Source organism: Kitasatospora sp. NPDC051984 (genome assembly GCF_044593455.1).
Classification (GTDB): domain Bacteria; phylum Actinomycetota; class Actinomycetes; order Streptomycetales; family Streptomycetaceae; genus Kitasatospora.
Window position 1 is genome coordinate 106553 of sequence record NZ_JBIUCB010000012.1, and the last position, 24277, is coordinate 130829.

23 protein-coding genes are annotated in these 24277 nt (G+C 73.3%); 14 read left to right on the forward strand and 9 right to left on the reverse strand.

All coding sequences use genetic code 11. The annotated features are described in order from the left end of the window. Positions 1-135: 135 nt before the first annotated feature. Genes ACIHEI_RS23285 through ACIHEI_RS23295 form a run of 3 tightly spaced genes read left to right on the forward strand, consistent with a single transcriptional unit; the run spans position 136 to position 3078 of the window. Complete coding sequence (locus ACIHEI_RS23285; RefSeq protein ID WP_396607944.1) at positions 136-1155, forward strand: hypothetical protein; 1020 nt, start codon at positions 136-138, stop codon at positions 1153-1155. Next, positions 1152-2441, forward strand: coding sequence for a sensor histidine kinase (locus tag ACIHEI_RS23290; RefSeq protein ID WP_396607945.1), 1290 nt, complete (start codon positions 1152-1154; stop codon positions 2439-2441). The genes ACIHEI_RS23285 and ACIHEI_RS23290 overlap by 4 nt, the downstream gene beginning before the upstream one ends. Next, on the forward strand, positions 2431-3078 hold the full coding sequence (locus ACIHEI_RS23295; protein ID WP_387642441.1) for a response regulator: 648 nt from the start codon (positions 2431-2433) through the stop codon (positions 3076-3078). The genes ACIHEI_RS23290 and ACIHEI_RS23295 overlap by 11 nt, the downstream gene beginning before the upstream one ends. Positions 3079-3276: 198 nt before the next feature. Here the strand turns inward: ACIHEI_RS23295 and ACIHEI_RS23300 are convergent, their stop codons facing one another. Then, complete coding sequence (locus ACIHEI_RS23300) at positions 3277-4230, reverse strand: polysaccharide deacetylase family protein (protein WP_396607946.1); 954 nt, start codon at positions 4228-4230, stop codon at positions 3277-3279. Positions 4231-4591: 361 nt separating this feature from the next. On the opposite strand from ACIHEI_RS23300, the gene ACIHEI_RS23305 reads away from it, so the two are divergent. Then, positions 4592-5767, forward strand: a complete 1176-nt coding sequence (locus tag ACIHEI_RS23305) for a methyltransferase domain-containing protein (RefSeq protein ID WP_396607947.1) — start codon at positions 4592-4594, stop codon at positions 5765-5767. Between the two features lie 21 nt (positions 5768-5788). Here the strand turns inward: ACIHEI_RS23305 and ACIHEI_RS23310 are convergent, their stop codons facing one another. Beyond that, complete coding sequence (locus tag ACIHEI_RS23310; protein ID WP_396607948.1) at positions 5789-6316, reverse strand: hypothetical protein; 528 nt, start codon at positions 6314-6316, stop codon at positions 5789-5791. A 137-nt stretch (positions 6317-6453) separates the two neighbouring features. On the opposite strand from ACIHEI_RS23310, the gene ACIHEI_RS23315 reads away from it, so the two are divergent. After that, a complete protein-coding gene (locus tag ACIHEI_RS23315; protein ID WP_392952713.1) occupies positions 6454-8088 on the forward strand; it encodes a sensor histidine kinase in 1635 nt (544 codons plus the stop codon). Here the strand turns inward: ACIHEI_RS23315 and ACIHEI_RS23320 are convergent. From ACIHEI_RS23320 to ACIHEI_RS23330, 3 genes are all read right to left on the reverse strand, one after another. Next, on the reverse strand, positions 8060-8371 hold the full coding sequence (locus ACIHEI_RS23320; protein WP_396607949.1) for a hypothetical protein: 312 nt from the start codon (positions 8369-8371) through the stop codon (positions 8060-8062). The genes ACIHEI_RS23315 and ACIHEI_RS23320 overlap by 29 nt on opposite strands. Before the next feature lie 118 nt (positions 8372-8489). Further along, positions 8490-9308, reverse strand: a complete 819-nt coding sequence (locus ACIHEI_RS23325) for a hypothetical protein (RefSeq protein WP_396607950.1) — start codon at positions 9306-9308, stop codon at positions 8490-8492. A gap of 52 nt (positions 9309-9360) precedes the next feature. Then, a complete protein-coding gene (locus ACIHEI_RS23330) occupies positions 9361-10008 on the reverse strand; it encodes an AAA family ATPase (RefSeq protein ID WP_396607951.1) in 648 nt (215 codons plus the stop codon). A gap of 275 nt (positions 10009-10283) precedes the next feature. On the opposite strand from ACIHEI_RS23330, the gene ACIHEI_RS23335 reads away from it, so the two are divergent. The 4 genes from ACIHEI_RS23335 (at position 10284) to ACIHEI_RS23350 (ending at position 14453) form a co-directional block, all read left to right on the forward strand. Next, positions 10284-11213, forward strand: coding sequence for a RimK family alpha-L-glutamate ligase (locus ACIHEI_RS23335; RefSeq protein ID WP_396607952.1), 930 nt, complete (start codon positions 10284-10286; stop codon positions 11211-11213). Further along, positions 11210-12019 carry a RimK family alpha-L-glutamate ligase gene (locus tag ACIHEI_RS23340; RefSeq protein ID WP_396607953.1) on the forward strand — a complete coding sequence of 270 codons (810 nt, stop codon included), beginning with the start codon at positions 11210-11212 and terminating at the stop codon, positions 12017-12019. Before ACIHEI_RS23335 ends, ACIHEI_RS23340 begins: the two co-directional genes overlap by 4 nt. A 143-nt stretch (positions 12020-12162) precedes the next feature. Then, positions 12163-13875, forward strand: a complete 1713-nt coding sequence (locus ACIHEI_RS23345; protein ID WP_396607954.1) for a GAF domain-containing protein — start codon at positions 12163-12165, stop codon at positions 13873-13875. Positions 13876-13976: 101 nt separating this feature from the next. Then, positions 13977-14453: a SitI3 family protein gene (locus ACIHEI_RS23350; protein WP_396607955.1), complete on the forward strand. Its 477-nt coding sequence runs from the start codon at positions 13977-13979 to the stop codon at positions 14451-14453. Positions 14454-14456: 3 nt separating this feature from the next. Here the strand turns inward: ACIHEI_RS23350 and ACIHEI_RS23355 are convergent, their stop codons facing one another. Next, positions 14457-14861: a winged helix-turn-helix transcriptional regulator gene (locus ACIHEI_RS23355; RefSeq protein ID WP_396607956.1), complete on the reverse strand. Its 405-nt coding sequence runs from the start codon at positions 14859-14861 to the stop codon at positions 14457-14459. A 96-nt stretch (positions 14862-14957) separates the two neighbouring features. On the opposite strand from ACIHEI_RS23355, the gene ACIHEI_RS23360 reads away from it, so the two are divergent. The 3 genes from ACIHEI_RS23360 to ACIHEI_RS23370 all read left to right on the forward strand — a co-directional run bounded on the left by ACIHEI_RS23360 (position 14958) and on the right by ACIHEI_RS23370 (position 18883). After that, positions 14958-15860, forward strand: coding sequence for an NAD(P)-dependent oxidoreductase (locus tag ACIHEI_RS23360; RefSeq protein ID WP_396607957.1), 903 nt, complete (start codon positions 14958-14960; stop codon positions 15858-15860). A 154-nt stretch (positions 15861-16014) separates the two neighbouring features. Next, entirely contained in the window at positions 16015-17469 is a 1455-nt protein-coding gene (locus ACIHEI_RS23365) for an RICIN domain-containing protein (RefSeq protein WP_396608018.1), read from the forward strand. A gap of 238 nt (positions 17470-17707) precedes the next feature. Then, complete coding sequence (locus ACIHEI_RS23370; RefSeq protein ID WP_396607958.1) at positions 17708-18883, forward strand: alpha/beta hydrolase family protein; 1176 nt, start codon at positions 17708-17710, stop codon at positions 18881-18883. Between the two features lie 31 nt (positions 18884-18914). Here the strand turns inward: ACIHEI_RS23370 and ACIHEI_RS23375 are convergent, their stop codons facing one another. The 3 genes from ACIHEI_RS23375 to ACIHEI_RS23385 all read right to left on the reverse strand — a co-directional run bounded on the left by ACIHEI_RS23375 (position 18915) and on the right by ACIHEI_RS23385 (position 21824). Then, the gene (locus tag ACIHEI_RS23375; RefSeq protein WP_396607959.1) at positions 18915-19619 is read right to left on the reverse strand and encodes a response regulator; all 705 of its coding nucleotides are present in this window, start codon (positions 19617-19619) and stop codon (positions 18915-18917) included. After that, complete coding sequence (locus ACIHEI_RS23380) at positions 19616-20818, reverse strand: sensor histidine kinase (RefSeq protein ID WP_396607960.1); 1203 nt, start codon at positions 20816-20818, stop codon at positions 19616-19618. The genes ACIHEI_RS23375 and ACIHEI_RS23380 overlap by 4 nt, the downstream gene beginning before the upstream one ends. Positions 20819-20897: 79 nt before the next feature. Next, complete coding sequence (locus ACIHEI_RS23385) at positions 20898-21824, reverse strand: amidohydrolase family protein (RefSeq protein ID WP_396607961.1); 927 nt, start codon at positions 21822-21824, stop codon at positions 20898-20900. 294 nt (positions 21825-22118) lie between these two features. On the opposite strand from ACIHEI_RS23385, the gene ACIHEI_RS23390 reads away from it, so the two are divergent. Together ACIHEI_RS23390 and ACIHEI_RS23395 are read left to right on the forward strand one after the other, a co-directional pair. After that, positions 22119-23621: a tyrosinase family protein gene (locus tag ACIHEI_RS23390; RefSeq protein ID WP_392952752.1), complete on the forward strand. Its 1503-nt coding sequence runs from the start codon at positions 22119-22121 to the stop codon at positions 23619-23621. A 33-nt stretch (positions 23622-23654) separates the two neighbouring features. Further along, a complete protein-coding gene (locus ACIHEI_RS23395) occupies positions 23655-24260 on the forward strand; it encodes a DUF5134 domain-containing protein (protein WP_396607962.1) in 606 nt (201 codons plus the stop codon). Positions 24261-24277: the final 17 nt, after the last annotated feature.

The following is a 24277-nucleotide window of genomic DNA, read 5'->3' on the forward strand; positions in this document are numbered from 1 at the left end:
GGTTGGCACCCCCGCACCTATCGCGGACCGGTACGGACCGTCACCCACCGGCGGGCCGCGCTCCCCCGAACGGGGGAGCCGAGTCCCCTGTCCGGGGGAATCGACCCACCCCCGGCCATTGGGATCGTCGGAGCCATGACGACACCGAACCTCCCGGCAAATACCCGCCGGGGCCGCCTGCGGACGCTCATCTGCGCCGGAACGATCGCCGCCACTCTGCCCTACCTGACGCTGAAGGCCGCCTGGGTCGCGGGCAGCAGCATCGGCGTGCACGGCGACGGCATGCACAGCGGCGCCATGATCGGCGCCAACCTGGCGACCCTCGGCATGGACGCGATCGCGGCCGCCCTCGCACTCGCCCTGGCCCGCCCCTGGGGACGGCGGATCCCCGGCTGGCTGCTGATCCTGCCGATGTGGGTGGCCACCGGCCTGCTCGCACCGATCGCCCTGGTGGTACCCGTCGCGGCCGTGGTCGGCGCGCTCACCGACGGCTTCTCCTCCTCCGGCAACCCGGGCCAGGACTTCATCGACGGCTGGGTGTACGCCCTGGTCTACGGCGGGTTCGGCCTCCAGGCACTCGGACTGGTCGCCGGGTTCGTGCTGCACGCCCGCGAGCGCTGGGCCGGCGTGTTCACGCTGCGCCTGCGCGACCTGCCCACCGGCCCGGCCGCCGGGGCACGCCGGCTGATCGCGGCCGGGGTCGCCGCGTTCGGCCTGATCCCGGTGGGCATCCAGCTGTCCTGGGCGTTCGGCAGCCACGCCCTTCGCCCCGGCGACACCCGCACGGCGAGCCAGTCCCTGATCGTCGACAGCGGGTACGCCCTGATCATCCTGGCCGGCCTGATCGCCATGCTGGCGGTGACCCGGCAGCGGCAGGACGGCCGACCTGCCCTCCGGTGGCTGATCACGGCCTGGGTGGGCACCGGGACGGCCTTCGGCTGGGGGTTCTTCTGGCTGATCACCTCGTCCCTCAGCACCCCGCTGAACAAGGGCGACGACATGCGCGGCCTGGCACTCGTCGGCGGGTTCCAGACGCTGGCGGGCGCGGTGCTCGCCACCGTGCTGGCCCTGATGGTGGTCCAGGCCGCCGCCGCACCCGCCGGGCAGGGGGCGTCCGAGGACGGCGGCGACCGGAGTGGGATGATCCCGGCGTGACGCTACGGGGGGAGGTCCGCCGGACCGCCCGGGCCCTGATCGGCCGGGCGGCCCTGCGGCGCTGGGCGCTGCTGATCCTGGGCGGCGCGATGATGACGCCGTTCTGCTTCGTGACCAACATCGCCCTCGGATTCGTCCTCGAACCGACAGCCCCGGCCACCTCGCTGCTCCGGTCACTGGTGTTCCAGATCGTCGCCTACCTGGCCGCGCTGCCACTGGTCGCCGCCACCGCCGCGACCCTGCCCTCCGTCCGGCAACTCGAGTCGGCGATCGTCCGGACCCTGCTCCCGGTCGGCCCCTGGGGCGAGCGCCCGGACGACGGGACGGCCTCGCGCGGACGGACCGCCGCCTGGGCCGTCCTGCACCTCGGACTCGGCGCGCCCGTCTCCGGGGCCACGCTGGCCGTCCCGCCCGCCGTCGTCGTGCTGCTGACCGTCCGCCCGTTCCTGGACTCGCCCCCCGGATGGCTGGGCGCCGTTCCGGCCTGGCTCGGCCCCGCCGCCGGCCTGCTGCTCGCCGTGCTGCTGCCGACGGCCGCCCGGGCGGCGGGCCTGGTACTCGAACGCTCCGCGCCCGCGCTGCTCGGACCGTCCGCCGCCGAGAAACTCGCCGAGGCCGAACGCCACAGCGCCCGCCTCGCCGAACGCAACCGCCTCGCACGGGAGTTGCACGACTCCGTCGGCCACGCACTCGGCGTGGTCACCCTGCAGGCCGCGGCCGCCGGCCGGATCCTCGACCGAGACCCGGAGTACGCCCGCCGCGCCCTCGCCGCCATCGAGGAAGCCGCCCGGTCGGCCGCCGACGAACTCGACCACGTCCTCGGCCTGCTCCGCGAGGAGAGCCCCGGCCGCACCCCCCAACCCGACCTGCGCGACATCCACCGCCTCGCCGACACCGCCCGCGCCACCGGCTCACCCGTCGCACTCACCGTCGGCGACCTCGACACCACACCCGCCGTGGTCTCCCGCGAGGCCTACCGCATCGTCCAGGAAGCCCTCACGAATGCTCTCCGCCACGCCGCCGGTTCACCCGTGGACGTGACCGTCGAGGCCGCCGCGGGCGAGCTGCGCCTGCGGATCTCCAACCCCCTGCCCGCTGCGCGCCGCCCCACCCGCCGGGGCGGCCGAGGCACCCGAGGCATCGCCGAACGCGCCCAACTCGTCGGCGGCCACGCCGAGTTCGGCCCGGTCGACGGGCACTGGCAAGTGACCGCCCGACTGCCGATCACCCTGGCCCGCCCTTTCACCGAACCACCGACCGCCCCGGAGGGGACCCGTGAGCGCTGACCCCATCCGGGTGCTGATCGCCGACGACGAACCGTTGGTCCGGTCCGGCCTGGCCGTGATCCTCTCCGCCGAACCCGACATCGAAGTGATCGGCGAGGCCGAGAGCGGCGCCCAGGCCGTCGCACTCGCCCGCACCCTGACACCCGACGTGGTGCTCACCGACGTCCGGATGCCCGCACTCGACGGCATCCAGGCCGCCCGGCGGATCCTCGACACGGTCGTCCCCGCCCCCCGGGTCGTGGTCATCACCACCTTCGAGAACGACGACAGCGTCCACGACGCGCTGCTCGCCGGGGCCGCCGGCTTCCTGCTCAAACGCTCCCGGCCGGAGGCCATCGTGCAGGCCGTCCGGCTGGCCGCGTTCGGCGACACCTTGATGTTCCCCGACTCGGTGCGCGACCTGGCACTCCGTCACCGCCGCGAGGCCACCCCGTTCGCGCACCCGCTCTCCGACCGCGAACAGGAAGTGCTGCGCCTGATGGCCGCCGGACTCGGCAACGCGGAGATCGCCAGGTCGCTGTTCCTCGGCGCGGAGACCGTCAAGACCCACGTCGCGAACATCCTCACCAAGCTCGGCGCCCGCAACCGCACCCACGCCGTGGTCATCGCCTACCGCTCCGGCTTCGTCGCCCCCTGACCGTCACCGCCTCCCCGGCGGCCGCCGACAGGACCGCCCCGAGCTCGGCGGTGAAGGTGAGCGGCCCGGGCGGCGTCCGGACGGTGGGCGCGGCGACGGGCACGCGTCGGCGGGGGACGTGCGGCAGCAGCTCGGCGGTCATCGGCGCACGCCAGCGGGGTGCGGTCGGCGCTGTCGCCCGGTTTCCCGGGTGTGCCGTCAGAGGTAGTCCTCCAGGCGGCCGATGGCGAAGCCCTCGGCGGTGGCGGTGTCGACGACGCGGCGCAGCATGTCGGACATGGTGCCGTTCCAGCCGGCGGCCGGGGCGCGGAAGTGGGTGAGGATGATGTCGCCGGAGTGGAGCATCTCGTCCGAGTAGCGGTACTCGAGGTGGTCGGGGAACGCCTCCTCGGTCCACAGCGCGACGGCCGTGACCCCGCAGGACGCGGCGGTGCGCAGGGCGGCGGGGGTGTATTCGCCGTACGGGGGACGGAAGAGGTAGGGGCGGGTGCCGATCTCCTCCTCCAGGCGGTCCTGCTGGTCGCAGATCTCGCGGCGGAGCGCGTCGGCGCCGAGGCGGCGCAGGTCGGGGTGGTTGATGGTGTGGTTGTTGACGGACACGCCGCGGTCGTTCATGGCGCGGAAGTATCCGTAGTCGGAGCGGGCCAGGTAGTCGGAGACGAACACGGACATCGGCACGCCCAGTTCGGCGGCCATCTCGGCGAACTCCGGGTCCTTCTCGGCGCCGTCGTCCACGGTCAGGAACACCACGTTGTCCTCGGTGGGGACGCGGCGGACGACCGGCGGCAGGCCGTCGGCGAGGAGCACGTTCGGCCCCTCGGTGAGCTCCGGTTTCTCGGCGGGCGCGGCGGGCGCCGTCAGCGGGAGGGCGGCCAGGCCCCAGCGTCGGGCGGCCGTGAGCGCGGCCTCCTTCTCCCGCGACTGCCGCTCCGCTTCGGACAGTTGACCGTTCATCTCCTGTCCGGCCGCGCCCCCCGGGGCGGCGGCGGCCGGCTGGACGGCGGGCGGCGCGGCGGGGGCGGAGGCGGCGTGGGTGTCGCCGTCGTCCTGGGAGTGCAGGGCGGTGCAGCCGGTGGTGAGGGCGGCGAGCGCGGTGAGGGCGGCGAGGTGGCGGCGGTGCGAGGGCCTGCGGCCACGGTTCTTCGTCGGCATACCGGCCGATGATCCCCTTGTCGCACCATGAGTAATCGGTTCCTCACTCGGCCGGCGCACGTTCGTTCCTCGTCGGCCCCTCGTTCGGCGTGCCGTCGCCCTGTCACCACTGTTCGAGCGCCCGCGCGGGTCGTGCGCCCCCGTACGACCCTGGCGCGCCCTGGCGGGGGAGATGCGGCCGACGGGAAGATAGGGTCTTCGCCGCGTGCGCGGCGGTCGTCGTCAGGGGAGGAGTGGTTGCGATGGGTGAGCACGAGAAGCCCGCGCCGGACCCGGGCCAGGGCACCCCGCCGCCCGGGAACTCGGACGGGCAGGTACCGCCCCCGCCGCCAGGCACCGGCAAGCGGCGCAAGTAGGCGCGGTGGCAGAGGAATTGGACCTGCCGTCGTACCGCGACCGGCTCGACCGGACGATGGCGGAACGCGGCGCGTGGCCCGAGGGCTCGCCGTGGGTGCGTGACGCGGTGGCGGCACTGCCCCGGGACGGGTTCGCGCCCGGGCGCCTGTGGCGGTGGGACGGCCTGGCCTGGCAGCCCGTGGACCGGACGGCCGATCCGGCGGGCTGGGCAAGTGAGTTGTACCGCTCGCCGGACGAGGCCGCGGTGACGCAACTCGGCGACGGCCTGCCCACGTCGAGCCTGTCCTGCCAGGCCGTGGTCGCCGACATGGCGGACAGCCTGCGGCTGGAACCCGGGCAGCGCGTCCTCGAACTCGGCACCGGCAGCGGCTGGAACGCGGCACTACTGGCGCGGCGCGCCGGGCCCGGCCGGGTGGTCAGCGTCGAGGCGGACGCGGCTCTCGCCGCCGCCGCGGCGGAACGGCTCGCCGCCGCCGGCCTGGGCGTCGAAGTCCGCACCGGCGACGGCGACTTGGGCGCGCCCGGCCGGCCCCCGTTCGACCGGGTGATCGCCACCTACGCCGTCGAGGAGATCCCCTGGGCGTGGATCGAACAGACCGCCCCCGGCGGACGGATCGTCACCCCCTGGGGCCGCCTCGGCCACGTCGCGCTCACCGTCGCCGAGGACGGCAAGTCCGCCACCGGCTGGATGCAGGGCCTGGCCCGGTTCATGCCCACCCGCACCCAACACGCCCACCAGCAGCGGACGTTCGCCGAAATCCGCGGCACCGCAGAACCTGATCGCCGAGGCGCCACCGACCGTGACCCGGCCCAAATCGCCGACCCGTGGGGCCTGGGCTTCGCCCTGCGCGTCGCCCTCCCCGACCTGACCGTCCGCACCGGCCACGACCAGGACGGCACCAGCGCGTGGATCACCGACGGCCACTCCTCCTGGGCCGTCCTCTCCGCCCGCCCCACCGGCGGCGCCTGGACCACGCAGGGCGGCCCCCGCCGGCTCGCCGACGAACTCGAAACCGCCTGGACCGGATGGGAGACCGCCGGCCACCCCGGCGTCTACGACTACGGCCTCACCCGCACCCCCACCGAGCAGTACGCCTGGGCCAACGACCCCGACACCGGCCCCCGTTGGCCCGCGATCGGCTGCCCGCCGGGGGAACGGCGCGGCCCGACGCCGGTGTGACGGCCGGGCAGGGCCTCCGGCTCAGCCCAGCGAGGCGGCGAACGCGCCTGCGGCGGCGTTCTCCGCGGACAGCATGATCTTCCCGCGGTGTCCCACCTCGACCTGGTAGAACTTCGGTCCGGTTGGCACCATCGGTACCAGCACGTGCAGCTTGCAGGTGGTCCCGACCCGCTTGGCGTCGGCCAGCGCCCCGACGGCGACCACCTGGCCGGTCGCGTCGTAGACCGTGACCGCGGTGCCTTCGGAGATGTCGTCGTACCCCCGCAATCCGGCACAGGAGCCGTCCTCGGTGGCGGCGTTCGAGCCCGTCAGCGACATCCAGCCGCTCAGCGTGAACACCTTCGGCGTCGACTGCCGCTCGGCTGAAGCCTGCTCGGAGCCGGAGAGCCACCAGGCCGCGCCGACGCCGCCCGCGCCGACGAGCACCCCTGCCACGCCGGCTGCGACCGGGAGCAGCCAGCGCCGCGTGCGAGCGGCGGGGGCGCCTGCGGGGGGCGGTTCGGCGGGCATGGGCGGAACGGTGACTTCGGAGAGGTTCTCTTCGAGCATGGGCCCGAGCGTCGCAGCTTCTTCATGAAGCCGGGGAAGCAGTGTCTGAACTGTGATGATCGACTTCGCGATGACCGCTGGTCCCGGCCGGATCCGGGGGCGGCGGGTGGGTGTGGGGCCGCTAGGGTCTGAGGGTGATGCGTGAGTGGGTGGAGCGGGCGGTTCCCGGGCCCTGGTCGTGGCGGCTGGTGGTCCGCGAGGTGCTGGGCGGGCTCGTGGTGTGCGGGCTGGCGGCGCTGTGTCAGAAGGCGGACGGCGGGACGTGGCCGACGGGGCTGGTGGTGGGCGCGGCGGGGGTGCTGTTCCTGCTGCGGCGGGGGCTGCCGGGGCCGGTGCTGGTGCTGTCGGCGGTGGGTGTCGGCGGGCCGAGCGGGTTCCTGCCGCTGCTGGTCGCGGCGGGGTACTCGGCGGGCCGCCGGATCACCAAGCCCTGGTACGCGCCGGTGGTCTTCACGATCGGCTTCGTGCTGAACTTCGCGGCGGGCGTGCTGCAGAACCACCGCGACCACTTCCCGCTGCCCGCGCTGCTCGGCATCTGCGTGGTCGGCTACCTGCTGCTGGGCGTGCTGCCCGCCCTGTTCGGCCGGTACCGGGCGCAGCGCACCGCGCTGCTCGACAGCCTGCGTGAACGCAACGAGCAGCTGATCCGGGAGCGCGTGATGATCGCCCATCAGGCGAGGCTGCGCGAACGCCACCGGATCGCCCAGGACATGCACGACAGCCTCGGCCACCAGCTCGCGCTGATCGCCGTGCACACCGGCGCGCTGGAGGTGGACCGCACGCTCGGCGAGCGGCAGCGCGAGGCGGTCGGGGTGCTGCGGCAGGCCGCGACCGGCGCGATGCGCGAACTGCGCCAGGTGGTCGGCCTGCTGAAGGAGGACTCGGCGCCGGCGGCGGGCGGCGTGGACGCGATCGACCGGCTGGCGGAGAACTCGCAGGCGGCGGGCACGAACGTGGAGCTGCGGCACGAGGGCACGCCGCGCGAACTCGCCGCCGCCACCGGCCACGCCGCGTACCGGATCGCCCAGGAGGGCCTGACGAACGCGCACAAGCACGCGCAGGGCGCGCTGATCGTGCTGACGGTCCGGTACGAGCGGGACTCGGTGATCGTGGAGGTGGTGAACGGCCCCGGCGGGGACGGCACTTCGGCGGTGTCCGGCGGCCAGGGCCTGACCGGCCTGCGCGAGCGGGCCCGGCTGCTCGGTGGCGCGATACAGGCCACCGCGCAGCCGGACGGCGGGTTCCGGCTGGCCGGACGGCTTCCGTACACCTCGGACGGGGCGCTGGCGGCGATCCCCGAGGAAGAGGAACTGCGGGAACTGGCCGGGGAGTTGATCGGCCCCGAGAAACGCCGCCGGAGCCCCGCGATGGGCTGCGCACTGGGCGCGGCCGCGGTGCTGGGCGTGGTCGCGGTGGTCGGCGTGATCGGCGTGCTGATGTTCGTCAGTTCGATGCGCGACGCCACCGTGTCGACCAAGCTGTACGACTCGATGGAGGTCGGCCAGTCCGAGGGAATGGTGAACGCCCGGCTGCCGGTCGGCAGCGACTTCCTGACCGGCGACTTCAAGAAGTACGGCCCGCCGGTGCCGGACGGCGCGCACTGCCGCTGGTTCGCGGGTGACCTGAAGATCAGCACCGGCGACGGCCAGGACGTGACGCGGTTCTGCTTCAAGGACGGCCTGCTGCTCGAGAAGCAGCACTACCAGACCCGGCCGACCGACCGGCCCTCGTCCGGTGCGGGCGTCAACTCATCGGGATCCCCAGCTCCTTGATCCGCTTCGCGTGCTCGTCATGGATCCTGGCCAGGGCCCGCGGACGGAACGGGTCGTCGGCGGCGATCGCCGCCGCGGCCTCCAACGCCTCGTCCAGCAGGCACAGTTGGATGTCACGGCGGAGCAACACCGGGTGGTGGCGGGTCAGTTCGATGGCCGCGAGGGCCAGCTTCGGCAGGTGCACCTGCGGGTTGTCCCGGGCCAGCAGGCGGTGCGCCCGGTAGGCCTGCCACGGGGTGGGGGCTTCGCTGCCGGCCAGCAGCACCCGGGCACGCAGGGCCATTTCCTGATCGACGTGTGCGGACACACGACTCCCATCAACTCGTCCAACGGGGGGAATGCGGACGAGTCTGCGCCCGAACGAACCGCTCGGACAAGGGAAAACAACTGTGCTCCCGGTCCTACCGCGAGCGCCCGTGAACAGGCAGAATAGGGGTCGACACGCTGCCGGAGCCGGCGGCGGCGGCCAACCGGGCCTCGACCGCGTCGAGTTCGGCACACGCCTCGGCGCGCAGCGCGGGCAGCAGAGTGAGAGCGGCACGGGCCGCGTCCGGGTCGGGCTCCGGATCCCGGTGCGCCGCGGCGACGGCGGCCCGCAGCGGCAGCGTGGCCAGCGCCGTCTCCCACGCGGCGCGGTGCACGTCCGTCGCATAGCGGAACGTCAGGTACTCCAGCGGGCTCAGCGCCAGCGCGTCCTGGTCGGCCGGGCCGGCCAGCCGGTGCTCGGGCAGCAGCCAGGCAACACCGTCGCGGGCCACCAGGTCGAACGCGCGGGCCAGGTCCGGCGCGCTGGAGCCGCGGGCGGTGTCGGTCGACGCCGCCGCCAACAGCCGCTCCAGCATGGCGGCTTCACGCGGATCGGCGGTCCGGTCCGGATGCTCCTGATCGGCGAGCAACTGCTCCAGGTGGTAGCGCTGCCCCCAACTGCCCACCGAGCGGTGCATCGCCCCCGCCCGGGTCTCCCGGATCGCGGCCAGCGCCAGCGCCCGCGTGGTCAGATCACGCCGCACCGCGAACCGGTCCCCGTCCGGGAACAGCCGCTCCAGCGCACAGCGCACCGCGGCGACGGTCGGCCCGTCGTACCAGCGAAGCGTCCAACGGTGCCCGGCCTGCTCGTACTGCGGCTCGATCGGGACGCGGAACTGCACGGACAGCCGGTCGGCGATCCGCCGCGCCTGCGGGCCGCGCTGCGGCCTGGGGGAGGGGGAGGGGGTGTGCATGGCCGGAGACTAGCCAGCACCCTGCGGGGCGGCGGGCGACGCGCGGGGCGGCTCAGCCGTTCGCCGCAGCGCCCGCAGCCGTCCGGGCCGGGGCCGCCACCAGATGCGGCGCGGGCACCCGCCGACCCGCCGCCACCTGCGAATTCACCGGCCGTGCGGCGGCGCGGCCGCACGGCGCGGTGAACTCGATCGCGGCCAGCCGGGCCGCCGACGCGCGCGGCAGCAGCACCACCGACGCCACCCCCGCCGGCAGCGGCGCATCCGCCGTGACCAGCGCGCGCAGCGCCGCACCCGCCCGGCGGTGGCGCGCGAACGCGTACCGCGACACCCGGCGGCCACGCCGCCGCTGACCGTCCGCGGCCTGCGCGGCCGTGGCGTCCAGCAACAACAGGTGCAGCCGCCGCCCCTGCCGGTGCGCGGCACGGGCGATCGCCCGGCGCACCCACGGCAACGCCCCGCAGTCGTGCACCACCAGCGGCCCGCCCGCCCGCAACGCGGCGTGCAGCCGCAGATAGTGGGCGCCGCGCACCAGCGGCCGGTACAGCGCGTACGGAACGCCCGGCAGGGCGGCGGCGAAACGCTGCCGGGTGTGCTGGGAATCGATCACCCGGGCCCGGGCACAGCGCGCCATCAAGGTGCTCTTGCCGCTGCCGGGCAGACCCGAGACCACCAGGACGTCGTTCGCCGGATAGGCCAGCACGGCCGGCGCCGGACGGTCCGTAAGATCGTGCCGGGCGTGCGGACGCAGCAAATGATGCACACGGGCCCCCTCAAGAGTGTGCCAACGGAACGTCATGTCAACGTCATGCCCCGGGCATTGGGTTCCAGACCTGCGGCAATGCGCCTGTGACGCGGCTGTGGCCGTTCCCGGACACCCTGCACGCTTTCCGAACAAAGATCCGTGGCAGGGTGGACCGATGCGAACGGCCCCCACGGCACGCGCGTGAGGGGACAGAGGGGAATGGGTGGGCACAGATGAGGTTCTGCTTCCTGGTCGAGGAGCACTACCGCCACGACGGGATGCCGCTGGAGGTGGTCCACCACCTGCGGGCGGCCGGCCACCGGGTGGACGTACTGCGCCCCGGCGCCGAACTGCTCGACCTCGCCCGGCTGATACGCAGCGGCACCCATGACGCCTGGGTGCTGAAGACCGTCTCCGGCGGGCCGGGCCTCGGCCTGCTGGAATCCGCCGCCGCGGCCGGACTCACCACCGTCAACGACGCCCGGGCGATCCGGCCGGTCCGCGACAAGGCGCAGACCGCCGTGGTCGCCGCCCTGCACGGCCTGCCGATGCCCCGCACCTGGGCCGCCGCCGACCCCGCCGCGTTCGCCGCGATACCCGAACGGCACTACCCGCTGGTCGTCAAACCCGCCGACGGCTCCTCCGGGCGCGCCGTCCACCTCGTCCAGCACCCCTCCCAGCTCGCCGAGTTGGCGGGCACTTCGGACGGGGGCCCTTCGGGCGGGGGCCTGCAGATCGCGCAGCCGTACATCGCCAACGACGGACTCGACCTCAAGGTGTACTGCGCGGGCGGCGAGTTCTTCGCCACCCAGCGCACCTCGCCGCTGCACCCGCACCGGCCCGCCACCGAACGGCCCGTCCCGCTGCCCCGCGAAGTCGCCGCACTCGCCGCGCAGGTCGGCGAAGTGTTCGGCCTCGACCTGTACGGCCTCGACGTACTGATCGGACCCGACGGACCGACCGTCGTCGACATCAACGACTTCCCGAGCTTCCGGCAAGTACCGCACGCCGTCGAACGGGTCGCCGACGCCGTGGTCCGCCTGGCCCGCACCGGCTCCTCCTGGCCGACCCCCGACGCCGGTGCGCTGCTCACGCCTGCCCCCGCCCCCGCCCCCGCTCCCGCGCCCGCCCCTGCGCCCGCCTCGGCCTCGGCCGCCCGGTGAGGGCGCTGCGCATCGCGGTCCTGGCCCGCGACCCCGACCACCCGCTGCTCGCCGCCACCCGCGAACTCCTGGCCGCTGACGGCCATTCGACAGTACCGGCCGGCCAGGACGCGGACCTGCTGCTGCTCAAGGCACGCAGCGCCGCCACGCTCCGACTCGCCCGCCGCTACGAACAGGCCGGCACCGCCGTGCTCAACTCCGTCGCCGCCACCGCGTTCTGCCAGGACCGCACGGCGATGGAACAGCGCGCCCGCCGCGCCGGCCTGCCGTTCGCGCCCACCGTCGCCGACGGCCCGCTCGGCGAACTCGGCTGGACCGGCCCCGTGGTGGTGAAGAGCCGGCACAGCCGGCGCGAAGACCTGGTGGCCCGTGCCGACACTCCTGAACAGTGGCGGGCATTGATCGATCGCTGGGCGCCCGAACCGGTCATCACCCAGCGGCCGATCGCCGGCGACGGCTGGGACCGCAAACTCTGGGTGGTCGACGGGCAGGTGTTCGCCGAACAGCGCCGCTCCGAACTCCACCCCGGCGGCCCCGCCCGCCGCCCCTGGACACCCGGCCCCGAAGAACGCGCCCTCGCACTTGCCGCCGGTGCCGCCTTCGGCCTCGACGTGTACGGCATCGACCTGCTGCCCGGACCCGACGGCCCGATCGCCGTCGACGTCAACGCCTTCCCCGGCATCCGCCACCAGCCTGGCGCGCCCGAGGCACTGGCCGCGCTCGCCGTCCGGGTTGCCATGGCCGCCGCAGACGGTCGAGCCGCGGACGTGGGCCCGCCGCGGCTCGGGTCGTTGGCACGCGGCTGACCTGCGAACGCCGCCCGCCGGAGGCCCGGTCCCGCCCGCGCCCCGCCCGATCGCGACGCCCCGGGCGACCCGTCGGTCCACCCCCACGGTCCAATCTGCGAGAATCGGGCGTCGAACGGGGCCAACGGACGAGGAGGAACGCAGTGCGCGAGGAGGAACCGCGGTCGCGGCTTCCCCAGCTCCGGCTGGACGAACTGCTGGCCGAACTGCAGGCCCGGATCGACGTGGCCCGCGGCACCCGGGACCGGGTGCACAGCCTGCTGGAAGCCGTACTCTCCGTCGGCCGGGAACTGGAACTCACCCAGGTGCTGCGCCGGATCGTCGAGGCGGCAGCAGTCCTCGCCGACGCCAAATACGCGGCACTCGGCGTGATCGGCGCCGACGGCGACACCCTCTCCCAGTTCCTCACCGTCGGCCTCAACGAAGCGGAAATCGCCAAGATCGGCCCCTACCCCACCGGCAAGGGCCTGCTCGGCGAACTCATCCGCCACCCCGAACCGCTGCGCCTGGACGACCTCCGCGAACACCCGGCGTCCACCGGCTGTCCCGCCCACCACCCCGAGATGCGCACCTTCCTGGGCCTGCCGGTCCGGGTCCGCGACGAGGTGTTCGGCAACATCTACCTGACCGACAAGCGCGGCGCCGCCGGATTCGACGACGACGACGAATCGGTCATCGCCACCCTCGCCGTCGCGGCGGGCGTCGCGATCGACAACGCCCGCCTGTACGAGGAGGCGCAGCGCCGCCAGCGCTGGCTGACGGCCACCGCCGAGATCAACCGCCGCCTGCTGTCCGGCAGCTCCCGCACCCAGGTGGTCGAGCTGATAGCGCAGCGGGCGTGCGACATCAGCGGCGCCCGGCAGGCCGACGTGCTCACCGTGCTGCCCGACGGAAACGGCCTGCACATGGAGCTCTCCCTCGGCGGCGACCTGACCGGCCGGGCCGGCGTGGACGTCCCGCTGGAGGGCACCATTTCCGGCGCGGCCTGCGTCCAGGGCGCGCCCGTGACCTCGCACGTCCTCGCCGAGGACCCGCGCTTCCCCGCCCGCGCCGACCGCTACGCGGGCCTCGGCCCCGCCGTCGCGGTGCCGCTGGGCCGGGCCGAGGGCCACACCGAGGGCGTGCTGCTGCTGGTCCGGGCGAGCGGTGAACCGGAGTTCACCGAGCGTGAGATCGAACCGCTGCTGGCCTTCGCCGACCAGGCCGCGCTGGCCCTGGAGCTCGCCGAACGGCGGCGCGACGCCGAACAGTTGGCCGTCCTGGAGGACCGCGACCGGATCGCCCGCGACCTGCACGACCTGGCCATCCAGCGCCTGTTCGCCACCGGCATGACGCTGCAGAGCGCGTCCCGCTTCATCGACCACCCCGGGGCCTCCGACCGCGTGCTGCGGGCGGTCGGCGACCTGGACGAAACCATCAAGATCATCCGGTCGACGATCTTCGGACTGCGGGTCCGCGAGGCCGGCGCCGGACAGGGCCTGCGCGCCCGCGCCGTCCACGTGGTCGAAGAAGCCCACTCCGCGCTCGGCTTCGCCCCCCGCCTCAGCATGGAGGGCCTGCTCGACACCGACGTCCCGCCCGCCGTCGCCGACCACCTGGTGGCCGTCCTCGGCGAAGCGCTCAGCAACGCCGCCCGGCACGCCAAGGCCGGCCGCGTCGAGGTCGCTCTCCAGGCCACCGGCAGCCAGGTCGTCCTCACCGTTCAGGACGACGGCGTCGGCATCCCCGCCCAGGGCCGCCGCAGCGGCCTGCGCAACCTCGAGGAACGCGCCCACTCCCTCGGCGGCACCCTCACCGTCACCGCCCCGCCCAACGGCGGGACCACCCTCAACTGGTCGGCCCCACTGAGGCATTGAGCCCTCTGCGGTTCCGGAATTCGGTTGTCGGCGCTTGTGCGGTCCCTTCAGAGTGATCTCCGCCAAGTGGCGTTGACGTTCGACCGAAGGGGAGCGTGGCTGTGACGATCGCGCACCAGCTGTATCTGGCGACCGAGGAACCGGCGGAGCAGATCGCCGCCAGGGTCAGCCGGCTGTACCGGGAGAAGGGCCTCAGCGAAGAGCCCCCCGCTCTCGGGGAGCTGCTCGACGTCTCCGGGGCCGCGACCGCGCGCGGGACGAGGATCCACGTTTCGGCTCCCTCGGGGTATCCGGTCGACATCGTCGACCGCGAGTTCGGGGTGCCCTCGAAGATCGAGCTGTGGATCGAGCCGGCCCGGTACGAGCCGCCCGGCCCGCAGGAGGAGGACATCATCGCGCTGGTTCTGGGCCTGCTGGCGGAGCTCCCGGTGGACGCGGTCCTCACCTACAACTACGAGACCGTCTGGCTGCTGCGGCGCGGGGAGGACCTCGTCCTGCACGAGGACCCCCTTATGTGGCCCGAGCACTGGCGGGCGATGATCGACGGGCCGTACCGGCGGGAGAGCCTTCGGTTCTGAGGCTCAAAGCAGCGCCTGTTCGTCCGGTTCCGTCGCCGCCCGTTCCGTCGCCGCCCGTTCCGCCGCCGCCCGCGCTGTCTGCCGCTCGCGAGCCCACGCCGCCAGCGGCTGGAGCGCGTCGTTGAGGCGCGCGCCGTCCTCCGTCAGCGAGTACTCGACGCGGGGCGGCACCTCGTCGTAGGAGACCCGGCGCACCACACCGTCGGCCTCCAGCTCGCGCAGGTGGGAGGCCAGGACCTTCTCGGTGATGCCCGGCAGCAGTCGGCGCAACTCGCCGAAACGGCAGCACGGTTGCTCGTGGAGCGCCCACAGGATCAGCACCTTCCACTTGCCGCCGATCACCTCCATCGCGGCGTCGATCCCGCAGACGTGTCCCTCCGGCGTACCCGGTCGGTTCAGCGTCGTCATGCCCCACCCTCCTGACCTGCTCACTCACCCCGGGGTAACCACCCACTGCCAAGTGCGTACTTGATCACTTCCGGGTCCTGGACCAGCCTAATCGGCATGGCACAGAACACTGTTGAGAACCCCACCACCACCGCTGACCGCACCCCGGTGACGCTGCTCGGCCTCGGCACCATGGGCACCGCACTGGCCCGCACCTGGCTTGCCGCCGGCCACCCGCTCACCGTCTGGAACCGCACCCCCGCCCGCGCCGAGGCCCTCGCCGCCGAGGGCGCGAAGGTCGCCGACGCCGCCGCCGAGGCGGTCGCCGCGAACAGCCTGATCGTCGTCTGCCTGCTGGACGACACCTCGGTCGGCGACGTCCTGGCCGGGACCGACCTGACCGGCCGGGACCTGGTCAACCTCACCACCAGCACCCCCGCCCAGGCCCGCGCCCGCGCCGAGTGGGCCCGCGAGCGCGGCGCGCGCTACCTGGACGGCGGCATCATGGCCGTCCCGCCGATGGTCGGCATCCCGCAGGCCGGCGGCTACGTCTTCTACAGCGGCTCGCACGACCTGTTCGACCGCCACCGGCCGACCCTCGCCGTCCCGCTCGCCACCACCTACGTCGGCGAGGACCCGGGCTTCGCCGCCCTGCACGACGTCGCCCTGCTCAGCGCCATGTACGGAATGCTGGCCGGCGCCGCCCACGCCTTCGCCCTGATCCGCAAGGAGAACATCGACCCCACCACCCTCGCCCCCCTCCTCGCCGACTGGCTCACCGCGATGGCCCCGTCCGTCCACCAGACCGCAGACCACCTCCGCACCGGCGACTACACCACCGGCGTCGTCTCCAACCTCGCCATGCAGGTCGCCGGCACCCCCACCTTCCTGCGCACCGCCGGGGAGCAGGGCGTCAGCCCCGAACTCCTCACCCCTTACTTCGAGTTGATGCGCCGTCGGCTGGCCGAGGCCAGCGGGGAGGAGGACCTCACGGGCGTGATCGACCTGCTGGCACGCTGACCGGACCCAAGCGGGCGCGGGGCTGCGGTGGCCGTTGAGTGGGTGGCAAGTGGGTGGCAATCGGGCGAACGTACGGTCGGTGCTCATACCGGGACATCGCCACCGGGCGGTCCCGCCGGCCGTGGAGAGAGGCCTGATGCTACGCAAACTTCCGATGGTGGTCGTGTCACTACTGACGCTGGTGGCGTCGTTCCTGGTCACCGCGCCCGCCGTGCATGCGGCCAGTCCGTGTGATGCGCCCGAGCCGCCGCCGTCCTGCAACACGCCCCCGCCGGGCGGCGGGTCGGGGACGCCGCCGACGCCGAGACAGGTGCCGTACAGCTATCCGGAGTCGTTGACGCTCAGTGGCTGGTGCGTGGATGTGCCCAATGGGTCGCCGGTCACCGGGAACGTGATCCAGATCTGGGGGTGCAACAACTCCGGTCCGCAGCGGTGGATTTCGCGACCGGTGGGGAACGGGGTGTCGTGGGTGAACGTCGGCTCGGGGAAGTGCCTGGACGTCAAGTGGGGCGCCTCGGCCGACGGCACCTCCGTCTGGCAGTGGGACTGCAACGGGACGCCCGCGCAGGTGTGGCGTGACGAGCCGTCGCCCTTCGGTGGCCGGCAACTGGTCAACGCGGGCAGCGGGAAGTGCCTGGACGTCCCGAACGCGGACTTCCGTTTCGGCAACCCGCTGCAGATCTGGGACTGCCACGACAGTCCGGCCCAGCGGCTCGGCCGCCAGGCGGTTCAGCCGTGGCCGGGCTCGCGGCTGCGGCCGATCTACGCGATCGCGCACAACCTCAACTCCGCGGACCGGGTCGGTTCGGCGCTCGACGCCGGATACAACGCCATCGAGGTCGACGCCGCCAACCACGCGTACGGGGGCTGCTTCGTCGACAACTGGGAATGGATGGCGTGCGACGTCGGCAACCCGGCGTCCGAGAACGTCGACAGCGGCAACGTGGACCGCAAGCGGGTGTCGGCGATCTTCGACGAGATGGCCGCCCAGCGCCGCGCCGGACGCAACCTCACGCTGGTCTGGGTCGACATCAAGAACCCCGAGAACCGGGACCTCGGCACGCTGAAGGCGCTGGCCCGGGACAAGCTGGTGGCGAACGGCATCCAGGTGATCTACGAGGTGACCTGGGGCAACGACAAGCGCACCCTCTGGGACGACCTCAAGCGGGACCTCACCCCGTCCGAGGGCGTGATGGTCACCGGGACGTACCAGGACGCCAGCGTCGCCTTCTCCTACAACGGCGGCGGCGTCAACTTCCAGCACCGGCTGGTCGACGACGGCTCCGCGATCTTCGCCACCGCCGTCGGAACCTGCGGCAACGACGGCAGCGACAAGGTCGCCGGCCTGAAGCAGAGCACGGCGATCCGTGACTCCGGCTACCTGACGGGCGTCTTCTCCTGGACCATCGGCTCCTCCTCCGGCGCCGCCGCATGCGCCGCCCGACTGCTCGGCGAGGCAGGCGTGGACGGCCTGATCGCCGGCTACAAGCTCAACGACTACCAGCGCTCCGGCGACACCGACCAGGCCGTGAAGAACATCACCGACTGGGTCAACGCCCACACCGACCGGGCCCGCCTGGCGACGATCCAGGACACGGTCTTCGCCTGAGAGCCGACGGAAGCCCGCCCCCCAGGAGCGAACCCCCGGGGGCCGGCCTTTCGTCGCCCCACCACTCGCCCGGCGGTAGTAGCTGTGGCAGCACGGCCGCTCCCAACGGGTCAGCCGCGCCGCCGGCGCCCGGGCGTGGTCCGCCTGTGGGGGGAGGACGGATCCGCCCGGGAGCGGACGTGGTGATCCGCTCCCGGGCGGACGTCAACCTCCGGGCCTGAAGCCTAAGTTCGGGGGCATGAACAGTTTCCGCCGCGCGGCCGTGACCGCCGTGCTTGCCCTCGTCCTGCCGCTGCCGGTCGTCGCCGCGGCTCCCGCCTTCGCCGCTGCCCCGCCGGTGTCCGCGGCCGCACCCGTGGCGGCCGGGTTCTCGGCCTCGCTGCCGCGCCCGACTGGACCGTACGCGGTCGGGCGGGACCTGCTGCACCTCGTCGACCGGAACCGCCAGGACCCGTGGGTGCCGTCGGCGGGACTGCGGCAGCTGATGGTGTCGATGTACTACCCGGCCCGGGCCGGGAGCGGGACGCCCGCGCCCTACATGACCACCGAGGAGGCCCGGCTGCTGCTGGAGAGGAAGACGCCGACCGCCCCCATTCCACCCGAGGCGGTGGCCGGCGTCGGCACCTGGGCGCGGGTGGACGCGCGCCCGGTGGGCGGCCGTTTCCCGCTGGTGCTGCTCTCGCCCGGATTCACCTTCCCCCGGGCCCTGTTCAGCAGCGTCGCCGAGGACCTGGCCAGCCGCGGCTACGTGGTGGCGCTGATCGACCACACCTACGAGTCCACGGGCGTCACCTTCCCGGACGGCCGGACGCTCCCCTGCGCGATCTGCGACCAGCCGCCGGAGGGCGGGCTGCCGGCCATCGCCGAGAGCCGGGCGAAGGACGCCTCGTTCGTCATCGACCGGCTGACGTCGGACAGTTCGCCGTGGGAGCGGGCCCACCTGATCGACCACCGGCGGATCGGCATGGCCGGGCACTCCATCGGCGGTGACGCCGCCGCCGTGACCATGGCCAACGACCGCCGGGTGCGGGCGGGCGTGAACATGGACGGCACGTTCTTCGCGCCCGTCCCGGCCGGCGGCCTCGACGGACGGCCGTTCCTGCTGTTCGCCGCCGGGGTGCACGACGCCCCGGGCACGGACCCCAGCTGGGACGAGGCCTGGTCCCGGCTGGACGGCTGGAAGCGCTGGCTCACCGTCGCCGGAGCCGACCACGGCACCTTCAGCGACCTGGAACTGCTCGCCGAGGCCGCGGGCATGCCCGGCAAGCCCGGGGCGATCGACCCGGTGCGCGGGCTGGCGGTCACCCGGACGTACCTCGCCGCCTTCTTCGACCTCCAGCTGAAGGGCAAGCCGCAGCCGCTGCTGGACGGGCCGTCCCCGGACCAGCCGGAGGTGTCCGTCCAACTCCCGTAGCGCAGGCGGTCGGTGTCCCCGTTCGGCGCTCTCAGCCGGACGGGGACACCAGGCCCGCGTCGTAGGCGGCGATGACCAGGTGGATGCGGTCGCGGGCGTCCAACTTGGTCAGCAGGCGGGCGACATGGGTCTTGGCGGTGGCGGGGGCGATGAACAGCTGGTCGGCGATCTCGGTGTTGGACAGGCCGCGGCCGACCAGGGTCAGCACCTCGTGTTCGCGTTCGGTGATCCCCGGCAGGCTGCGCTTCGGCGGGGCCGGGGTGAGCCGGTCGGTGAGGCCGGTGAGGTCGGCGATCAGGCGGCGGGTGACGCTCGGCGCGATCAGCGCGTCGCCGGCGGCGACCACGCGGATCGCCGCGAGGATGTCCGTCAGCGGCATGTCCTTGACCAGGAAGCCGCTCGCTCCGGCCCGCAGGGCGCCGTAGACGTTCTCGTCGTCGTCGAAGGTGGTCAGCATCAGCACCCGCACCGGCGGGTCGGCCGCGCCGGCGCCCGCGGCGAGCAGCCGGGTGGCCTCGATGCCGTTCATGCCGGGCATCCGGATGTCCATCACCACGACGTCGGGGCGGACCTCGCGTGCCCGTTGGACGGCCTCGGCGCCGGTGGCCGCCTCGCCCGCGAGTTCCAGGCCGGGGGAGTGGGCGATGGCCATGCCCAGCCCGGCGCGCACCAGTTCCTGGTCGTCGGCGAGCAGTACCCGGACGGCGGGTGCGGAGTCTGTGTCGGGGGCGATCATACGGGCAGCCTAGCGGCGACCCGGAAGCCGCCCTCGGGGCGGGAGTTGGCGCTGAACCGGCCGTTCAGCAGGGCGACCCGCTCGCGCATTCCGGGGATCCCGTAGCCGGTGCCGGCGGTGCTGCCGGCGCGTCGGCCGGGTGCACCGCGCTGGCCGTCGTCGAGCACTTCGATGGTCAACTCCCGCTCCTCATAGGCGATGTGGACCTCGCAGCGGTCGGCGCCCGCGTGCCGCAGGACGTTGGTGACCGACTCCTGGACGATCCGGAAGGCGGCCAGGTCGATCTCGGGCGGCAGCGGGCGCGGCCGTCCCTTCCGGCGCACGTCCACCTCGACGCCGGCCTGCGCCATCGTCTCCGTCAACCGGTCGACGGCCTCAAGTCCCGCGAGCGGTGGGGCGATCGAGGGGTCCTCGCCGCCGGTCTCGGCGTGCCGCAGCGAGACCAGCATCCGCCGCAGGCCGGACAGTGTCTCGCGGCTGGTGGCCTCGATGGCGTCCAGGGCCCGGCGCGCGCCGGCCGGCTCCACGTCCAGTACCAGGCTTGCCGCACCGGCCTGGATCGCGATGACGCCGATGCTGTGCGCCACCACGTCGTGCAACTCCCGGGCGATCCGCAGCCGTTCGACGGTGATTGCCTGGTGGGCGGCGTACGTGCGCAGGTCCGCGCTGTAACGGCGGTGCTGGCGTACCGAGTTGCCGATCGCCCACGGGATCGCGATGCCGGCCGCGAACGCCGTGGCGGTGCTCGCCAGGTCGCTGAGTTCCGGCGCGTCGTGCCGGACCACCAGCAACTCGCCGAACCAGACGGCGAATTCGGTCACCCCGGCGAGTACGGAGACCCGGCCCGGGCGGACCGCCGCGAGGTAGCCGAGCAGGACGTTCAGCGCCATGAACAGCGGCCACGTCCGCTCGCCGAGCGCCAGCACGACCACCGATTCGGCCAGCAGCACCCCGAACACCTGGGCCGGCCGGCGCCGGGCCCAGCAGACCGGCAGCGCCAGCGCCACCGCGAGTGCCGTCCGTGGGACGAGGTCCACCAGGAAGCCCGGGTGCCGGAGTCCGAACGGCGGGGCCATCTCGAACGTCGTCGACATGAACAGCAGCAGCGCCAACTGCCCGGCTGCGCACCAGCTCAGCGCAGTCCAGACCCCCGACGGCAGTCGCCTCAGCCACGGCGCGCGCGGCACATCCCGATTCATGCGGGTGATGGTAGCCAGCGGCGCCGCCGCCGGCGTCCGCCCTCGGGCATACGTCCACAGGTGGACAGTGGTAGGGCGGTCAGAGGCCGAACAGCTTCGCGGCGTTGTGGTGGCAGACCGCCCGCAGCCAGTCGGATCCGAGGTCCAGCCCTTCCAGGGCGCGGAGTTGATGCAGATAGGGGTAGGGGATGTTCGGGAAGTCGGTGCCGAGCAGGACGCGGTCGCCGAGGTCGGCGAGCCGGGTCAGGGCGGGCCGGGGGAAGGGCATGAAGCTCTCGGTGAAGTCCGTGAACGCCATGGTGGTGTCGAGGTGTACGTGCGGGTAGCGCTCGGCGAGGTCCAGGAACTCCTGGTACTCGGGCATGCCCAAGTGGGCGACGATCAGCCGCAGTCGGGGGTGCTGGGCGAGTACCCGGGCGGCCGACTCGGGACCGGTGAACCGGCCGGGCGCGGGCCCGGAGCCGCAGTGCATCACCACCGGGACGCCCGCCTCCGCCAACATCCCCCACGCCGACCGGAGTTGCTCGTCCGCCGGATCGTAGTCGCCGACCTGCACATGCGCCTTGAACACCCGGGCCCCCGCGTCGAGGGCCTCGCGGACGTACTCCCCGGTGTCCGGCTCGGGGTACAGCGTGGCGGTGTGCAGGCAGTCCGGGGTGCGGCGGGCGAAGTCGACGGCCCAGTCGTTCAGCCAGCGGGCCATGCCCGGCTTGTGCGGGTAGAGCATCGAGGTGAACGCCCGGACACCGAACTCCCGCAGCACGGCCGTGCGTTCGGCTTCCTCGGTGCGGTAGGTGATCGGCCAGGCCAGGCCGCCGACCAGTGGCCCGTTGGCGTCGAAGTACTCCCACACCTTGCGCAGCACCCGTTCGGGCATGAAGTGGGTGTGGACATCGATCAGCCCGGGCAGCCCGAGCCCGCCCCAGAACCGGCGCACCTCGTCCGCCTCCGCGCGGAACTCCTCGCCCAACGGCTCGACACTGTGCGGCTCGTGGAGTGAACTCACCTGAACTGCCCCTCTCGTGAACATGCGGAACGCGCGAGACGCGCGAAACCGGATCAGCGTATGCCGCTCCCGTCTCCGGCCCGCGCCCGCCCTCGGCTCCCCCTCCGTCGACCACCAGGGCCCGGAACCGGGTACGACGGTCGGACGGAGATCCAGGCGTCCTCCGTGCGGCCGCGCCCTGTGCGGACCAGCCCGCCTGGCAGGCGGCCGCAGACCCTCCGACCATGGACCCTGTGCGTCGCTGCACCGCGCAGCCGGCATCGTCACTCCCGTCCGGAGCCCAGCGGAGGAAGCATGACCACGACCCCCGGAAACCCGACCGCCGATCAAGTCGTCGCGGCGCCCACCTATCTGGCGGACATCCGGTTCTTCTTCCGGCCCGAGGACGTCGACCACATGGCCGCCAAGGGGATCGAGCTCGGAACCTACGACGGGGTGAGGAAGAACGGGCTCGCCATCCTCGCGCAGACCTCTCCGCCGAACGCGCAGATGCCCCCGGACCAGGCCGGGAAGTGGAGCGCCGATCGCGTCCAGACGTTCAAGAACTGGATCGTCAACGGCTACCCCCTCGGTACGGCGACGGGCGGCGGGCCCCCGGCGGGCGGCCCGGCCCCGACCAGGTTGCGCAAGGACGTCACCACACTGACCGACGCCGAGTTCACGCTGCTGAAGACCGCGTTCAGCGGCCTGATGGCCCGCGACCCGGCCGCGGCGGACAGCTACTTCGTGCTGGCCGGGCAGCACGGCCTCCCGCAGAGCTGGTGCCTGCACCACGAAGACCGGTTCAATCCCTGGCACCGCCAGTACCTGATCAACTTCGAGGACGCGCTGCGTTCCGTCCCGGGCTGCGAGACGGTGACGCTCCCCTACTGGGACATCACGACCGCCCTGCCGGACCGGCTCCAGCACCCGCCGCTCGACCAGTACGTCCTGCCGGCCGATCCCGGCGCCAACGCGACGCCGCAGCCCGTCACCGGGTACTTCCCGTACACCACCCAGCGGTTCCCCGTCGCGACCATCACCCAGAACATGCAGGACTTCGGGGTGCTGGACGACATCACCACCTCGCTGACCCAGTCGCTGTGGGGCGCGTACAACGTCAACGGGTACCAGGACTTCTCGATCCAGGCCCACGACGGCGGCCACGGATCGATCGGGCCGACGATGGCCGACCAGAACGTCTCATCGTTCGACCCGGTGTTCTGGTTCTTCCACTGCAACATCGACCGCCTCTGGCTGAGCTGGCAGACCCGCGCCCAGGCGACCACACTGACCGGCTTCCGGTCCACTCTGGGTACCGACACCGGCTGGCTCACCGCGCCGTTCAACGCACTGCCACCGTTCACCACGACCGCCGACCAGACGATCGAGACGACCGTCTCGTACGACCGGCTGGACGTCCCCGGCCCCGCGGAGCGCGTCATGGAGAACCTGTCCGGGAGCACCGACGCCGCCAGCCCCTTCGCGTTCCGCAGCACCGACCCGGTGTCGGTGCGGGTGAAGGGCATCGACCGGCTGAACATCCCCGGGTCGTTCTTCGTGACGCTGCTCGCCGACGGCGCGCCGGTCGCGAAGCGCTACTTCTTCCAGCCGAAGATGCCGCGGAAGTGCCCGACCTGCGTGAAGCACGGCATCATCAACCTCGACTTCCGAATGCCGCAGGAACAGATCCAGGACCGGACGCTGTCCGTCCGCATCGACGTGCCCGGGCACTCCGAGGAGGTCGGCACCGCGTTCCCGCTCGCGCAGGCCGGCAACCCGACCGTCAACGCGCGGCTGCTGGTGCAGGACGCGTAGCCGGTGGCGGCGGGCGGCGGACGGGAGGTTCCGGTGCGGGAACCCGTGATCGCCACCGCCCTGCTGATCGCCCTGACCGGCTGGTGCGTGGTGCACGGCGTGTCCGGCATCGCGGCCGGCCGGTGCGCGGACCGCCGGCTGGAGGCGGCCGAGATCGTGATGGCGCTCGCGGTGGTCGCGATGACGGCACCGGCGTTCGACCCACTGCCGCAGGGCCTGTGGGCGGCTCTGCTCGCCGCGTCCGCGGCCTGGCCGGTACGCCGAAGCCCGGCACCCGCCGGGCGTCACCAGGAGCGCCACACGGTGCCGCCCGATGCCTGGGCGCACTACGCCCACCACGTCGTCGGCGCGTCCGCGATGGCCGCCCTCGCAGTGGCTCCGAAGCACCACCACGCCGGCGGCACCGGTGTCCAGGCCGCTCATGCCGCGGTGCCGGCCTGGACGCTGCTCCTCCTGGCGACGTACTTCCTCGGGTACGCCGCCGTCGGAGTCGCCGCCCTCCTGCTGCCCCGCCCGGTCACGGGCCACCACCCGGCCCGTGACCGCGCACCCGGGCCGCCCGCCCTGCTCCGCCTGGTTTCGGCGCGGCGCACGGTGATGGCCATCGGTATGTTCTACATGCTGGTCGGCATGAGCTGACCCCCCGGCAAGGCCCC

Excerpts from the sequence above, each read along its gene's own strand:
- ACIHEI_RS23320 (WP_396607949.1), bottom strand. The coding sequence starts at position 8,371 with ATGGCCCTGCGTGCCCGGGTGCTGCTGGCCGGCAGCGAAGCCCCCACC.
- ACIHEI_RS23380 (WP_396607960.1), bottom strand. The coding sequence starts at position 20,818 with ATGAATCGGGATGTGCCGCGCGCGCCGTGGCTGAGGCGACTGCCGTCG.
- ACIHEI_RS23315 (WP_392952713.1), top strand. The coding sequence starts at position 6,454 with ATGCGTGAGTGGGTGGAGCGGGCGGTTCCCGGGCCCTGGTCGTGGCGG.
- ACIHEI_RS23370 (WP_396607958.1), top strand. The coding sequence starts at position 17,708 with ATGAACAGTTTCCGCCGCGCGGCCGTGACCGCCGTGCTTGCCCTCGTC.
- ACIHEI_RS23375 (WP_396607959.1), bottom strand. The coding sequence starts at position 19,619 with ATGATCGCCCCCGACACAGACTCCGCACCCGCCGTCCGGGTACTGCTC.
- ACIHEI_RS23390 (WP_392952752.1), top strand. The coding sequence starts at position 22,119 with ATGACCACGACCCCCGGAAACCCGACCGCCGATCAAGTCGTCGCGGCG.
- ACIHEI_RS23310 (WP_396607948.1), bottom strand. The coding sequence starts at position 6,316 with ATGCTCGAAGAGAACCTCTCCGAAGTCACCGTTCCGCCCATGCCCGCC.
- ACIHEI_RS23365 (WP_396608018.1), top strand. The coding sequence starts at position 16,015 with ATGGTGGTCGTGTCACTACTGACGCTGGTGGCGTCGTTCCTGGTCACC.
- ACIHEI_RS23335 (WP_396607952.1), top strand. The coding sequence starts at position 10,284 with ATGAGGTTCTGCTTCCTGGTCGAGGAGCACTACCGCCACGACGGGATG.
- ACIHEI_RS23360 (WP_396607957.1), top strand. The coding sequence starts at position 14,958 with ATGGCACAGAACACTGTTGAGAACCCCACCACCACCGCTGACCGCACC.
- ACIHEI_RS23325 (WP_396607950.1), bottom strand. The coding sequence starts at position 9,308 with ATGCACACCCCCTCCCCCTCCCCCAGGCCGCAGCGCGGCCCGCAGGCG.
- ACIHEI_RS23300 (WP_396607946.1), bottom strand. The coding sequence starts at position 4,230 with ATGCCGACGAAGAACCGTGGCCGCAGGCCCTCGCACCGCCGCCACCTC.
- ACIHEI_RS23355 (WP_396607956.1), bottom strand. The coding sequence starts at position 14,861 with ATGACGACGCTGAACCGACCGGGTACGCCGGAGGGACACGTCTGCGGG.
- ACIHEI_RS23285 (WP_396607944.1), top strand. The coding sequence starts at position 136 with ATGACGACACCGAACCTCCCGGCAAATACCCGCCGGGGCCGCCTGCGG.